This is a genomic window from Enterobacter huaxiensis, from assembly GCF_003594935.2.
In the GTDB taxonomy this organism is placed as follows: domain Bacteria; phylum Pseudomonadota; class Gammaproteobacteria; order Enterobacterales; family Enterobacteriaceae; genus Enterobacter; species Enterobacter huaxiensis.
Genome location: NZ_CP043342.1, coordinates 2,322,210 through 2,336,135 on the forward strand (window position 1 = coordinate 2,322,210; position 13,926 = coordinate 2,336,135).

Consider the following 13,926-nt stretch of genomic DNA (forward strand, 5'->3'; position numbering starts at 1 on the left):
ATCATGCCCCGACCCATCCCCCTCGAACGTTATCGCAACATCGGTATCTCCGCGCATATCGATGCCGGCAAAACAACCACTACCGAGCGCATCCTGTTTTACACCGGGATGAGCCACAAGCTGGGTGAAGTACACGATGGCGCGGCAACCACCGACTGGATGGCGCAGGAGCAAGAGCGCGGGATCACCATTACTTCCGCGGCCGTAAGCTGCTTCTGGCCGGGTATGGACGGAGGCTTTGAACCGCACCGGATCAACATTATCGACACCCCGGGGCACGTGGATTTCACCATTGAGGTGGAGCGTTCCATGCGCGTGCTTGACGGCGCCGTCATGGTGTATGACTCGGTTGGTGGCGTGCAGCCCCAGTCCGAAACGGTGTGGCGTCAGGCCAACAAATACCACGTCCCGCGCCTCGCGTTCGTTAATAAGATGGACCGTCCGGGCGCGGATTTCTTCCGCGTAGTGCGGATGATGCAGGAGCGCCTGAAGGCCAATCCGGTACCGATTGTGATCCCGGTGGGGGCAGAAGAGCATTTCACCGGCGTGGTGGATCTGATCAAGATGCGCACCATTCTCTGGGACGATGCCACCCAGGGCATGGCGTTTAGCTATGCGCCGGTGCCTGACGATTTGCTCACTACCGCGCAGGAGTGGCGGGAAAAAATGGTTTCCGCGGCGGCTGAAGCCAGCGATGCGCTGATGGATAAGTACCTGGAGACGGGCGATCTCGATGAAGCCGAAATTATTCAGGGGCTGCGTATTCGGACCATTTCCGGCGAGATACAGCCGATGCTGTGCGGCAGCGCGTTCAAAAACAAAGGCGTGCAGCGCATGCTTGACGCGGTTATCGAGCTAATGCCTTCTCCGCTGGACGTTCCCGCTATTGACGGTGTGGATGAGAAAGGGCAGCACGCGGAGCGTCACCCAAGCGATGACGAACCCTTCTCAGCGCTGGCGTTCAAACTGATGAGCGACCCGTACGTCGGGCAGCTGACCTTCATCCGCGTTTACTCTGGCGTGCTGAGAAAAGGCGACGCGGTGTATAACCCGGTAAAAGGGAAAAAAGAGCGCATCGGGCGTATTGTGCTGATGCACGCCAACGATCGTCATGAAGTGGACGAACTGCGCGCGGGGGATATCGCGGCCTGCGTTGGGCTGAAAGATGTCACCACCGGTGACACCCTAACCGACCCGAACGCGGTGATTACGCTCGAACGGATGGAGTTCCCGGACCCGGTGATTTCTCTGGCGATCGAGCCGAAAACCAAGGCCGATCAGGAGAAGATGGGCCTCGCGCTGCAGCGTCTGGCGGCGGAAGATCCGTCGTTCCGTCTGCACACTGACGAAGAGTCCGGCCAGACGATTATCTCCGGAATGGGCGAGCTGCATCTGGAAATTATCGTTGACCGCATGAAGCGCGAGTTTGGTGTCGAGGCGAACATCGGTCGTCCGCAGGTCACCTACCGCGAAACGCTGCGTAAAGCGGTGAAGGATATCGAAGGCAAATTTGTGCGTCAGTCCGGCGGTAAAGGGCAGTACGGCCACGTGGTGCTGAGCCTGGAGCCGACGGAGCCCGGCAGCGGCTTCACGTTTGAAGATGCCACCAAGGGCGGCGTGGTGCCGCGCGAGTACATTCCGTCCGTGGAAAAAGGGCTTCGCGAGGCCATGAACTCGGGCGTGCTGGCGGGCTATCCGGTCGTCGATGTAAAAGCGACCCTGACCTTTGGTTCGTATCACGACGTCGACTCCTCGGAGATGGCCTTCCGCATGGCGGCTATCCTCGGTTTTAAAGAGGGTGCACGCAGAGCGGACCCGGCGATCCTGGAGCCCGTGATGCACGTCGAGGTGGAAACGCCGGAAGAGTACGCCGGAAACATTATGGGCGATCTCTCTTCCCGCCGCGGCATGGTGCAGGGCATGGCCGAGCAGTACGGCAGCCAGATCATTCGCGCCGACGTACCGCTGGCTGAGATGTTTGGCTATGCCACCACGCTGCGCTCGATGTCGCAGGGGCGTGCGACGTACACGATGGAGTTCCATCACTTTGCGGAAGCACCGCGAAATGTGGCGGATGAAATTATTGCTCGGCGCGCGAAGTAGTTAATTAACTGCACATGACAGCCTTTGGGCTGTCATGTGTTTTTTTATTATAATTATCACAGTCAATCCAGCGCCTTCACCATCTTCCCGCTCGTCACAAACGTTCCGGCTCCCAGATGGTGCAGCGTGTTCAGTTTATCCCCATCAAACTGCCATCTTCCGGCCACAAACGCGCGTTCATCGGCAGCCGCACTGACCACTTCACCAAACAGCGTATCGTATTTCTCTGCCGCTGAGGTTACAGGTAATAACCGGCACTCCATCCACGCCAGGCATTTCTCTTCGATCACCGGCAGGCCCAGCTCCGGCCCGTTTACAACCGGTATACCGTAGCAGTTGAATTTATCTTCATCGCGCCCGCTGACGCTGCCCACGGCGTACGTCCAGTTCGCTGCCGCCACCCCCGGAATGACGATGCCAAACGTGCCGCTGCGCTCAATCAGCTCCCGCGACCAGGCGCTTTTATCCACCACGATCGCAATGCGCGGCGGCTCAAACTCGACGGGCATCGACCACGCGGCGGCCATGACGTTACGCCTGCCGATACTCTCATCGCGGCTGGTAATGAGTACCGTCGGGCCATGATTCAGTAAACGGCTGGCATGTTTTAATTCAACAGGGCGAAACGCGCTCATCGTTTTTCCTTTCAATATGTTTTTTGCAGTAAGCGCCTCAAGGATAGCCGAAATCAAGACGCAATATTAACGTCATAATTTCGTCACGCTCGCTCCCTACAGTGGCGGACAGTAAATCCCAAAGAGGATAACAGTATGCTGACCTCCATAACGCTCAAAAGCGTCTCGTACGCTTTTGGGTCGAATACCGTTTTACATCAGATCGATCTGCACATTGAGGCAGGCAGCGTGGTTGCGCTGCTGGGACCATCGGGCTGCGGGAAAAGTACGCTGCTACGGCTGCTGGCAGGGCTAACCCAGCCAGCAGCGGGCGACATTTTCTTCGGCGATCGTCAGGTTGCGAAAGCTGGCTGGTCGCTGCCGCCGGAGGCGCGCGATATCGGCATGGTCTTCCAGGACTATGCGCTCTGGCCGCATATGACGGTGGCGCAGAACGTGGCCTTTCCGCTCAGGATGCGCAATATCCCCCGTCAGGAACGCGACGCGCGCGTTGCTCAGGCGCTCTCCCGCGTAGGGCTGAGCGCGTTTGCCGATCGCAAACCGGCCGGGCTTTCCGGCGGACAACAGCAGCGCGTGGCGCTGGCCCGCGCGATTGTCGCCGAACCCCGGATCCTCCTCTTTGACGAGCCGCTTTCCAACCTCGACAGCGAATTGCGCGAATCGCTGTGTCAGGAGATGGCCACCTTACTGCGCCAGCTCGGAACTACCGCCGTGTATGTGACCCACGACCGCCGGGAGGCTGAAATCCTGGCCGATCGCATCGTGCATTTATCTGCCGGCAGCGTCGCTGCCGATAGTTTGATTTCATCCTCAGGGGAGTTTGCATGAAAGCCACCATGTCCGTGAAAAAAGGAGTTCTGCTCGCAATGGCGTTATCTTCCGTCATGATGTCCAGCGCCCATGCGCTAACGGTGTACACCGCCGGTCCGGGTTCGCTGGCTAAAAATCTGGCAAGCGGATTTGAAAAGAAAACCGGCGTGAAGGTCGATATTTTCCAGGCAACGACCGGGAAGGTGATGGCGCGTCTGGAGGCGGAGCAGGCCAGTCCACAGGCCGATATTTTGATTTCTGCATCATGGGACACCGCCGAAGATTTGCACGCGCGCGGCTGGCTGCTGCCGTATCAGAGCGCGAATGCGGATAAGGTACCCGCCGATCTGAAATCTGCCGATTACGTCGCGCAGGGCGTCTCGGCGCTGGGGATCGTCTGGAACACAAAAAGCGGTACGCCGGAGCCGAAAGAGTGGCAGGATCTGACCACCGACGCGTTTAAAGACAAAGTGACGACGCCTGACCCGGCGCTTTCGGGCGCATCGCTTGATTTGCTGATCGGGTTGCAAAACGGCATGGGTGATAAAGCCTGGGCGCTGTTTGATGCGCTGAAAAAGAACGGCATGGTGGTCAGCGGCCCGAACGCGCAGGCGGTTACGCCGGTGATGCAGGGCGCGAAGGCCGCCGTGTTTGGCGCGGTTGACTACGTCTCCTTTGGCAACATCAATCAGGGTGAATCCCTGAAGGTGATCTTCCCGGCCAGCGGTACGGTGATTGCGCCACGCCCGATGATGATCCTCAAATCGACGCAGCACGCCGACGATGCGAAAGCCTTCATAGATTATGTTTTGTCTCCAGAAGGTCAGGCGATGGTTGCCGATGCCTGGCTTATGCCGGCACGTGAAGACGTCAAAGCCAGGCGCCCGCTGCTTAACGAGCTGAACGTGCTGCCCACAAAAAGCGACGGCGCCAGCGCGCGCAGCGATATCCTCAAGCGCTTCAACGCGATTTTCTCCCTGTAATTCAACCGACGGGGGTAACCCCGTCTTCAGGATTGCCCTGTGAATCAACGAATGTTGTCGGTGATGACGCTGACGCTGCTGGTTGTGCTGGTGGGGTTACCGTTGTCGTTTATCGCGCTGCAGGCGGTGTTTCCGCAGTTCAGCGCGGGAGTTTTAACCGGCGCATTTAGCGGCGTGCAGACGCTCCTTGCTGAACCGCAGCTGCCCACAATGCTCGGCGGCACGCTTCAGGTGGGGATCGGCGTCGCGCTGGTCAGTGCGCTCATCGGTTTTCCCCTCGGCGTCGCGCGCGGCCTGCTGAACCTGCCGCTGCCGCGACTCTGGGACGTGCTGTTTTTGATCCCGTTTCTCACGCCGCCTTATATCGCGGCGCTTTCCTGGATGCTGGTGCTGCAAACCAACGGGTATTTGCAGCAGCTCACCGGTATCAACCTTAACGATCTGCTGTTCAGCAAAACCGGGATCGTGCTGGTGATGGCGTTGAATATTTTTCCGGTAGTCTATTTTGCCGTCTCGCGCAGCCTGCTGGCGAGCGGGCAGCGTCTGGCGCTGGTCGCGCGCGTGCACGGCGCAAGCGCGGGAAGGGCGTTCTGCCATATCACGCTGCCTATGCTGTCGCCGTCGCTGGCCGCGGGGATGCTGCTGGCGTTTACCCTGGCCATTGAGGAGTTCGGCGTGCCCGCCGCGCTCGGTACCCGAGCCGGCGTGCTGATGGTAACGACGGATATCGAAAAGAAGCTGGCCGACTGGCCGGTCGATCTGTCCGGAGCATCCATGCTCTCCGTGGTGCTGGTGGTTATCGCGCTTAGCGCCTGGGCGATACAAAAAAAGCTGACCGGTCATCACGACGTTACCAGCATTACCGGCAAACCTACGGAAAATACGGGCGCGGATGCAGGCGTTTTTACGCTGCCGAGTGTAATGCTGTTAGCTGCAGTGGGCATTCTCACCGCGATCCTGCCCGGAATATCGATGGCGTTATCCGGCGTGCTGGGAACATTATCAGGGGGCGTGACGCTCGAGAACGTGACATTGTCACACTACAGGGCGCTGTTTAGCCAGCAGGGGGATGCACTTTCCGCCCTCGGAACCAGCTTGTCGCTGGCGCTGGCTACTGCTCTTATTACCGGGGCCGTCGGCCTGCTGGCCTCATGGCTGGTGGTGGTGCAGAAAATAAAAGGGCGCGGCGTAATGGATGCGCTGTCGCTGATGCCAGCCGCGCTGCCGGGTATCGTGGTCGGCGTCGGGCTGATCCTGCTCTGGAACCGCGCCTTCTGGCCGATCTCGCCTTACAACACCTGGGTTATTCTGCTGCTTTCCTATTGCTGCCTGCTGCTACCGTGGCCGGTGCGATACGTAGGCAGTGCGCTTCGTCAGCTGGGGGGGAATCTTGAGCCCGCCGCACGCGTCCATGGGGCTTCGGCGTTTCAGGCCTTGCGGTTTATCGTTATGCCGCTGGTGTCGCCCGCGCTGCTGGCGGCGATGCTGATGGTATTCGCGATTGCCTCGCGCGAGCTGGTGACCTCTCTGCTGCTGGCCCCGGCGGGCACCCAGACGGTGTCGGTGTTTATCTGGCGTCAGTTTGAGCAAGGGTCGGTTGGACAGGGTATGGCAATGGCGACGCTGACGCTGCTTACCGGGCTGGTGTTGATGCTAAGCGCCCTTGGCATAATGCAGCGTAACACGCGACATTAAAAAGCACTTTTGCGCATGTGGGCGTGAGAAAATAGTTTATAAACAGGGAATATCACATCAAGGAGCGAATCATGTCCCCATTTCTGAGTGCTTATTTTGCCCGCACGGGCTGGCAACACCCCGTACAGGTGGATATCGACACCCTGCGCGCGCTGCATTTACACCACAACTGCGCGATCCCCTTCGAGAATATTGATGTCGTATTGCCGCGTGAAATTCACCTGGACGATCAAAGCCTGGTGGACAAGCTGGTGGCGTCACGTCGTGGCGGATACTGCTTTGAGCAAAACGGGCTTTTCGAGCGCGTGCTGCGCGAGGTGGGGTTTACGGTGCGCAGCGTGCTGGGTCGCGTGGTTTTGGCCAATCCACCGCAAATGCCGCCGCGCACGCACAGGCTGCTGCTCGTGGAGCTGAACGGAGAGCGCTGGATTGCCGACGTTGGCTTTGGCGGGCAGACGCTGACGGCACCGATTCGCCTGGCTGCCAACGAGGAGCAGGAAACACCGCACGGTCTTTATCGTCTTCTGAGCGAAGGGAACGACTGGGTGCTGCAGTTCCGCCACCACGAACACTGGCAGTCAATGTACCATTTTGACCTTGTGACGCAGTACTTCAACGACTACGTAATGGGGAACTTCTGGTCGGCCCACTGGCCGCAGTCCCATTTCCGTCATCATCTGTTGATGTGTCGCCATCTGCCGGACGGCGGCAAGCTGACGCTGACCAACTTTAACTTTACCCACTGGCTGAACGGTCACGTAGAAGAGCAGATTCATCTGGCCGATGCTGAGGCGCTTTACGCCCTCATGCAGGAACGTTTTGGGCTGGGCGTTGACGACCCGAAACACGGCTTTTCTCTGGCCGAGCTCACGGCCGTCATGGCGGGGTTTGAAACGCATCCGCAGGCGGGAAAATAGGCAATAGTGGACCGTAGGGGCTGATGCCCTCACCCGGGCCCTCTCCCACAGGCAGAGGGGGCAAACATAACAACGGCAACGAAGGTTGCCGTTCTACGTTTACCACGCCACCCGACACACTAGCGGCGCGATCTCACTACCTGGTACCGGCGGGTAAAATACTCAAACGGCGCGCTCCACACGTGTACGAGACGCGTGAACGGGAAGATCAGGAAGATGGTCATTCCCAGCACCAGGTGAAGGCGGAAAATCGGGGCAACGCCGCTTAACATCTCAGACGAGCCGCCTTTGAAGGTCACGATACCCTGCGCCCAGCCGACCAGCTTCATCATCTCGCTTCCGTCGGGATACTGCGCTGAGAAGGGGATCGTAGTAAGCCCCAGGATGCACTGGATCAGCAGAATGCTCATGATAATGATATCGGGCGTGGTGGACGTGGCTCTTACGCGCTGGTTGAACAGGCGGCGGTAGAGCAGCATAGAGCCGCCAACCAGGGTCAGCACGCCGCAGACGCCGCCCGCCATCATGGCCAGCTGCTGTTTCACGGCAACGGGTAAAAACCAGGCGTACATCCAGTGCGGGGTCAGCATCCCGAACAGGTGCCCGAAGAATATCCCCAGGATCCCGATATGAAACAGGTTGGACGCCCAGTTCATCCCGCGCTTGCTCAGCAGCTGGCTGGACGATGCGCGCCAGGTGTACTGGCCGTAGTCATAGCGCAACCAGCTGCCGAGGAAGAAAACGGTCGCGCAGATATAGGGGTAAATGTCATAAAAAAACACGTTGAGGTAGTGCATCATTTTGGGCCTCCGGCGCTGACGTCCACGTACTGCGGCGCGACGTCCTGGCTAAAGCGTCGTTGATATTGCTGCATCGGCGAGGTGTCGCACGCCGTCGCGTTGTCTTCGATAAACTTCACCTGTTCCTCTTCCCAGACGGCGTCAAGCGCCTGACGGGTGTCATCCCGCTTTTCACCTGAAACCTGTTTCGCCACGCTGTCGCTGGTAAGCCGCGTTCCCGCCAGCGTCAGAAGGGCGTCAAAAAGTTGATACTGTGCCACCGCGCGCTGCTTAAGGCGTCCGCCAATCAGCGCCAGGATAGGCGCAACGTTTTGCAGGCCCTCTCGCGCCTCGTCGTCGGTAACGATGCTGAGATACTCAAGGTAAAGCGGCAGATAGTCCGGCAGCTCGCGGCAGTCCAGCTCCAGTCCGGCTTTCTCGTACTGGCTCATCAGATCGACCATCGCCTGTCCGCGATCGCGGGACTCGGCGTGAACGTGCTCAAACAACAGCAGCGAGGTCGCGCGCCCGCGTTCAAATACTTCACACCATTCGGCCTGCTTGTCCAGCAGCGGGGCGCTCAGGTGCTGCTGCGCGAACGGCAGCAGCATCGGCGCGTCCTGTTCAACCAGGGCAAGGGCTTCATCGCGATTTTCCCAGAGCAGTTCATCGGGATACTCAATGAGCAGCGCGATGATTTTAAGGATCTGCATTATTCTCCCTCCCCGTGTTCGCGCACCTCGGTGATGTTGATCGCGTCGATGCGGCTGCTGTTGAAGAGGTTAAATTTGGTGTCGGAGCCGTGGCAGCCGTCGCCAAAGGTAAAGCCGCAGCCGTTTTTCTCCGGGAAGGCGTCGCGCGCCATTTCACGGTGGCTGGTCGGGATCACGAAGCGGTCTTCGTAGTTGGCAATGGCCAGATAGCGATACATCTCCTCAACCTGGGCTTCGGTCAGGCCCACCTCTTCAATAGCGCGGGTGTCGGTCACGCCTTCAACGGTCTGAGAGCGTTTGTAGTGACGCATTGCCATCATGCGCTTAAGGGCACGCAGCACCGGGCCGGTATCGCCCGCGCTGAGCATGTTGGCAAGGTACTGCACCGGAATACGCAGGTTCTCAACGGCCGGAAGCACGCCGTCGCTCATCGGCAGGCCACCCGCGTCGGCGTAGGACTGAATCGGTGACAGCGGCGGAACGTACCAGACCATCGGCAGGGTGCGGTATTCCGGGTGCAGCGGCAGGGCCAGCTTCCAGTCCATCGCCAGTTTATAAACCGGTGAACGCTGGGCGGCATCAATCACGTTCTGCGGAATGCCCTGTTTCACCGCTTCTTCAATTATTGCCGGGTCGTGCGGGTCCAGGAACACGTCGCACTGGCGCTCGTACAGATCGGTTTCTCGCTCGGTGCTCGCCGCTTCTTCAATGCGGTCTGCGTCATAAAGCAGCACGCCGAGATAGCGTATGCGCCCAACGCAGGTTTCGGAGCAGACGGTCGGCTGGCCGGATTCAATACGCGGATAGCAGAAGATGCATTTTTCCGACTTGCCGCTCTTCCAGTTAAAGTAGATTTTCTTGTACGGACAGCCGCTGATGCACAGGCGCCAGCCGCGGCATTTATCCTGGTCGATTAGCACGATGCCGTCCTCTTCGCGCTTGTAAATCGCGCCGCTCGGACAGGTCGCGGCACAGCTCGGGTTCAGACAGTGCTCGCACAGGCGCGGCAGGTACATCATGAAGGTGTTTTCGAACTGGCCGTACATCTCTTTCTGGATCTTCTGGAAGTTGCGGTCGCGGGCGCGCTTTTCGAACTCGCCGCCCAGCAGCTCCTCCCAGTTTGGCCCCCAGACGATTTTGTCCATCCGTTTGCCGTCAATGAGCGAGCGGGGCCGGGCGGTAGGCAGATGATCGCCTTCCGGCGCGCGGTGCAGATCCTGATAGTCAAAGGTGAAAGGTTCATAGTAATCGTCAATTTGCGGCATGACGGGGTTAGCAAAAATCTTCGACAGTACGCCGAGCCTGCTGCCAAGACGCGGAGTGAGTTTGCCGTGAATGCCGCGGATCCAGCCGCCTTGCCACTCGTCCTGATCTTCCCAGTTTTTCGGGTAGCCGATCCCCGGCTTGGTTTCGACGTTGTTAAACCACGCATATTCCATGCCTTCGCGCCCGGTCCAGACGTTCTTACAGGTGACCGAGCAGGTGTGACACCCAATGCATTTATCGAGATTAAGTACCATGCCAACCTGTGAGCGTATTTTCATTTTTTCGCCTCCTGTACCTGATCCCGACCTTCGCCATCCAGCCAGTTAATGTTTTTCATTTTGCGGATCATGATGAACTCGTCGCGGTTGGAGCCGACGGTGCCGTAATAGTTGAAGCTGTACGCCAGCTGCGCGTAGCCGCCAATCATGTGCGTGGGTTTAGGGCAGATGCGCGTCACCGAGTTGTGGATCCCGCCGCGCCGTCCCGTTACCTCTGAACCCGGGATATTCAGGATGCGCTCCTGGGCGTGATACATCATGGTCATGCCCGGCGGCACGCGCTGGCTGACCACCGCGCGGGCGGTGAGGGCGCCGTTGGCGTTGAAGGCTTCGATCCAGTCGTTATCTTCGATGTCTAATTCACGCGCGTCGGTCTCGCTGATCCAGACGATCGGCCCGCCGCGCGACAGCGTCTGCATCAGCAGGTTTTCGCTGTAGGTGGAGTGGATGCCCCACTTCTGGTGCGGCGTCAGGAAGTTCAGCGCTTTCTCCGGGAAGCCGTTCGGCGGGATCTCGCGCATATGGGTAACGCTGCGGGTATCAATCGGCGGACGGTAGGCCACCAGACTCTCCCCGAAGGCGCGCATCCAGGCGTGGTCCTGATACAGCTGCTGACGACCGGAAAGGGTGCGCCACGGGATCAGCTCGTGCACGTTGGTGTAGCCCGCGTTATAGGAGACGTGCTCGCTCTCAAGACCGGACCACGTCGGGCTGGAGATGATTTTGCGCGGCTGCGCCTGGATATCGCGGAAGCGGATTTTCTCATCTTCTTTGTTCAGCGCTAAATGGGTATGGTCGCGTCCGGTAAGCTGTCCAAGCGCTTCCCAGGCCTTCACCGCCACCTGGCCGTTGGTTTCTGGCGCGAGGGCGAGGATCACCTCGGAGGCGTCAATTGCGGTTTCAATGCGCGGGCGGCCCTTGGCCGGGCCGTCGAGCTTGACGTAGTTCAGCTTGCCGAGGAAATCGACCTCGTTCTGCGTATTCCACGAAATGCCTTTCCCGCCGTTGCCGAGTTTGTCCAGCAGCGGGCCGAGCGAGGTAAAGCGCTCGTAGGTTTCGGGATAGTTACGTTCAACGACGGCAATGCTCGGGGCGGTTTTTCCAGGGAGGAGGTCACACTCGCCCTTGCGCCAGTCCTGAATATCAAACGGCTGAGACAGTTCTGCCGGGGAGTCGTGCTGCAGCGGCTGCAGCACCACGTCGGTTTCGGTACCCAGATGGCCGATGCAGATCTCGGAGAATACTTTGGCGAGGCCCTTGTAGATCTCCCAGTCGCTGCGCGATTCCCACGCCGGATCGACGGCGGCGGAGAGCGGGTGAATAAACGGATGCATATCCGAGGTATTCATGTCGTCTTTTTCGTACCAGGTGGCGGTCGGCAGCACAATATCCGAGAACAGGCAGGTGCTGGACATGCGGAAGTCGAGCGTCACCAGCAGATCGAGCTTGCCTTCGATGGCTTTCGTTTGCCACTCCACTTCTTCAGGCTTGACGTCATCGGTCGAGCCCAAATCTTCACCCTGAATACCGCTCTCGGTGCCGAGCAGGTATTTCAGCATGTACTCATGGCCTTTCCCGGACGAGCCGAGCAGGTTAGAGCGCCACACGAACAGGTTACGCGGGTGGTTTTTACCGTTGTCAGGCTGTTCGCAGGCGAAGCGGATATCGCCCGATTTCAATGCCTGAACGGTGTAGTCCTGCGGGGTCATGCCTGCTGCTTCGGCGCGCGCCTTCACGTGCAGCGGGTTAAGGTTGAGCTGCGGGGCAGACGGCAGCCAGCCCATGCGCTCGGCGCGGACGTTGAAGTCGATCAGGTGGCCGGTGAATTTCGAGGCGTCCGCTAGCGGAGAAAGCAGCTCCTGCGCGGTCAGCTTTTCATAGCGCCACTGGCTGGCGTGGTTATAGAAGTACGAGGTGCTGTTCATCTGGCGCGGCGGACGGTTCCAGTCCAGCGCGAAGGCCAGCGGCAGCCACCCGGTCTGCGGGCGCAGCTTTTCCTGACCGACGTAGTGCGACCAGCCGCCGCCGCTCTGCCCGACGCAGCCGCAGAAGACCAGCATGTTGATCATGCCGCGGTAGTTCATGTCCATGTGGTACCAGTGGTTCACACCGGCACCGAGGATGATCATCGAACGGCCGTGGGTTTTGTGCGCCGTGTCGGCAAACTCGCGGGCGATTTTTTCAATCAGATAAGCAGGTACGCCGGTGATTTGCTCGCCCCAGGCCGGGGTATAGGCCTTAATTTCTGCGTAGCTGCCCGCCGCGTTGCTGTCTTCCAGACCGCGATCCAGGCCGTAGTTTGCCAGCACAAGATCGTACACGCTGACAACGCGTCTCTGGCTGCCGTCGGCGAGCGTCAGGGTTTTGCTCGGCACCCGGCGCGTGAGTACCGGCTCCTGCTTCACGCTGCGGAAGTGCGGGTTTTCATTGCCGCCAAAGTAGGGGAAGGCGACATCCGCCACGCTGTCGTGGGTGATCAGCAGGGAGAGGGTCAGCTCGGTTTCCTGGCCTGCGGCCAGCGACTCGAGGTTCCATTTGCCTTTTTCTCCCCACCGGAAGCCAATCGAGCCGTTCGGCACCACCAGATTACCGGCTACGTCGAAAGCGATGGTTTTCCACTCCGGGTTATTGGCCTCGCCGAGGCCGTCGGCCAGGTCGGAGGCGCGCAGCATACGCCCCGGCACCACGCGACCGTCCTCCTGCTCGTCCAGCAGCACCAGCATCGGCATGTCGGTGTAGCGGCGGCAGTAGTTGAGGAAGTAGTCGCTCGGGTTATCGAGGTGGAACTCTTTGAGGATCACGTGGCCCATCGCCATCGCCAGCGCGCTGTCGGTGCCCTGTTTTGGCGCCAGCCACTGGTCGCTCAGCTTGGCGACCTCAGAGAAGTCCGGCGTGATGGCAACGGTCTTGGTGCCCTTGTAGCGAACCTCGGTGAAAAAGTGGGCGTCCGGCGTGCGCGTCTGCGGCACGTTTGAGCCCCAGGCGATGATATAGCTGGAGTTGTACCAGTCGGCGGACTCCGGAACGTCGGTCTGCTCGCCCCAGGTCATCGGCGACGCGGGCGGGAGGTCGCAGTACCAGTCATAGAAGCTCAGGCAGGTGCCCCCGAGCAGGGAGAGGTAGCGCGTACCGGCGGCGTAGGAGACCATCGACATCGCCGGGATCGGCGAGAAGCCGGCCACGCGATCCGGGCCGTAGTTTTTGATGGTCCAGACGTTAGCGGCGGCAATTAGCTGGTTCAGCTCTTTCCAGCTTGAGCGGATGAAACCGCCGCGGCCGCGCGCCTGCTTGTAGCTTTGCGTTTTTTGCGGATCGCTCTGAATCGCATCCCAGGCCAGTACGGGATCGTTATGCTGTGCCAGCGCCTCGCGCCAGAGTTCAATCAGCCTGCGGCGCACCAGCGGGTATTTGAGACGGTTGGCGCTGTAAAGATACCACGAGTAGCTTGCGCCACGCGGGCAGCCGCGCGGCTCGTGGTTGGGCAGGTCAGGGCGGGTGCGCGGGTAGTCGGTCTGCTGGGTTTCCCAGGTGACCAGCCCGTTCTTGACATAAATTTTCCAGCTGCAGGAGCCGGTACAGTTAACGCCATGGGTGGATCGCACAATTTTGTCAAACTGCCAGCGCTGGCGATAACTGTCTTCCCAGTCACGGTTGGTGTTGTACACCTGCCCGTGCCCGTTGGCGAAGCTGTCGCCTTTGGTTTTGAAATAACGAAAGCGGTCCAACAGTTTACTCATGACATTTCTC

Annotated in this window: 10 protein-coding genes; 5 read left to right on the top strand and 5 right to left on the bottom strand. The window is 59.5% G+C overall.

Annotated features, from left to right (window positions below; all coding sequences use genetic code 11):
* Window positions 1-3: 3 nt before the first annotated feature.
* Window positions 4-2,103, top strand: coding sequence for an elongation factor G (fusA, locus tag D5067_RS11160; RefSeq protein ID WP_119936572.1), 2,100 nt, complete (start codon window positions 4-6; stop codon window positions 2,101-2,103).
* A gap of 62 nt (window positions 2,104-2,165) precedes the next feature.
* On the opposite strand, the gene D5067_RS11165 is transcribed toward fusA, so the two are convergent.
* Window positions 2,166-2,738 (bottom strand): flavin reductase family protein, encoded by a 573-nt coding sequence (locus D5067_RS11165; RefSeq protein ID WP_119936573.1) that lies wholly within the window; start codon window positions 2,736-2,738, stop codon window positions 2,166-2,168.
* Window positions 2,739-2,873: 135 nt separating this feature from the next.
* Here D5067_RS11165 and D5067_RS11170 point away from each other — a divergent pair, with 135 nt between their 5' ends.
* From D5067_RS11170 to nhoA, 4 genes are all read left to right on the top strand, one after another.
* Entirely contained in the window at window positions 2,874-3,566 is a 693-nt protein-coding gene (locus tag D5067_RS11170; protein WP_119936574.1) for an ABC transporter ATP-binding protein, read from the top strand.
* Entirely contained in the window at window positions 3,563-4,531 is a 969-nt protein-coding gene (locus D5067_RS11175) for an ABC transporter substrate-binding protein (protein WP_119936575.1), read from the top strand. Before D5067_RS11170 ends, D5067_RS11175 begins: the two co-directional genes overlap by 4 nt.
* A gap of 39 nt (window positions 4,532-4,570) precedes the next feature.
* Window positions 4,571-6,226, top strand: coding sequence for an ABC transporter permease (locus tag D5067_RS11180; protein ID WP_119936576.1), 1,656 nt, complete (start codon window positions 4,571-4,573; stop codon window positions 6,224-6,226).
* A 71-nt stretch (window positions 6,227-6,297) separates the two neighbouring features.
* Window positions 6,298-7,143 (top strand): N-hydroxyarylamine O-acetyltransferase, encoded by an 846-nt coding sequence (gene nhoA, locus D5067_RS11185; RefSeq protein ID WP_119936577.1) that lies wholly within the window; start codon window positions 6,298-6,300, stop codon window positions 7,141-7,143.
* A gap of 119 nt (window positions 7,144-7,262) precedes the next feature.
* Here nhoA and narI read toward each other — a convergent pair whose 3' ends face one another.
* Genes narI through D5067_RS11205 form a run of 4 tightly spaced genes read right to left on the bottom strand, consistent with a single transcriptional unit; the run spans window position 7,263 to window position 13,916 of the window.
* Window positions 7,263-7,943, bottom strand: a complete 681-nt coding sequence (gene narI, locus D5067_RS11190) for a respiratory nitrate reductase subunit gamma (RefSeq protein ID WP_119936578.1) — start codon at window positions 7,941-7,943, stop codon at window positions 7,263-7,265.
* Complete coding sequence (gene narW, locus D5067_RS11195; protein WP_119936579.1) at window positions 7,940-8,635, bottom strand: nitrate reductase molybdenum cofactor assembly chaperone; 696 nt, start codon at window positions 8,633-8,635, stop codon at window positions 7,940-7,942. Before narW ends, narI begins: the two co-directional genes overlap by 4 nt.
* A complete protein-coding gene (narH, locus tag D5067_RS11200) occupies window positions 8,635-10,179 on the bottom strand; it encodes a nitrate reductase subunit beta (protein WP_119936580.1) in 1,545 nt (514 codons plus the stop codon). The genes narW and narH overlap by 1 nt, the downstream gene beginning before the upstream one ends.
* The gene (locus tag D5067_RS11205) at window positions 10,176-13,916 is read right to left on the bottom strand and encodes a nitrate reductase subunit alpha (RefSeq protein WP_119936581.1); all 3,741 of its coding nucleotides are present in this window, start codon (window positions 13,914-13,916) and stop codon (window positions 10,176-10,178) included. Before D5067_RS11205 ends, narH begins: the two co-directional genes overlap by 4 nt.
* Window positions 13,917-13,926: the final 10 nt, after the last annotated feature.

Excerpts from the sequence above, each read along its gene's own strand:
- fusA (WP_119936572.1), top strand. The coding sequence starts at position 4 with ATGCCCCGACCCATCCCCCTCGAACGTTATCGCAACATCGGTATCTCC.
- D5067_RS11165 (WP_119936573.1), bottom strand. The coding sequence starts at position 2,738 with ATGAGCGCGTTTCGCCCTGTTGAATTAAAACATGCCAGCCGTTTACTG.
- D5067_RS11170 (WP_119936574.1), top strand. The coding sequence starts at position 2,874 with ATGCTGACCTCCATAACGCTCAAAAGCGTCTCGTACGCTTTTGGGTCG.
- D5067_RS11175 (WP_119936575.1), top strand. The coding sequence starts at position 3,563 with ATGAAAGCCACCATGTCCGTGAAAAAAGGAGTTCTGCTCGCAATGGCG.
- nhoA (WP_119936577.1), top strand. The coding sequence starts at position 6,298 with ATGTCCCCATTTCTGAGTGCTTATTTTGCCCGCACGGGCTGGCAACAC.
- narI (WP_119936578.1), bottom strand. The coding sequence starts at position 7,943 with ATGATGCACTACCTCAACGTGTTTTTTTATGACATTTACCCCTATATC.
- narW (WP_119936579.1), bottom strand. The coding sequence starts at position 8,635 with ATGCAGATCCTTAAAATCATCGCGCTGCTCATTGAGTATCCCGATGAA.
- narH (WP_119936580.1), bottom strand. The coding sequence starts at position 10,179 with ATGAAAATACGCTCACAGGTTGGCATGGTACTTAATCTCGATAAATGC.
- D5067_RS11205 (WP_119936581.1), bottom strand. The coding sequence starts at position 13,916 with ATGAGTAAACTGTTGGACCGCTTTCGTTATTTCAAAACCAAAGGCGAC.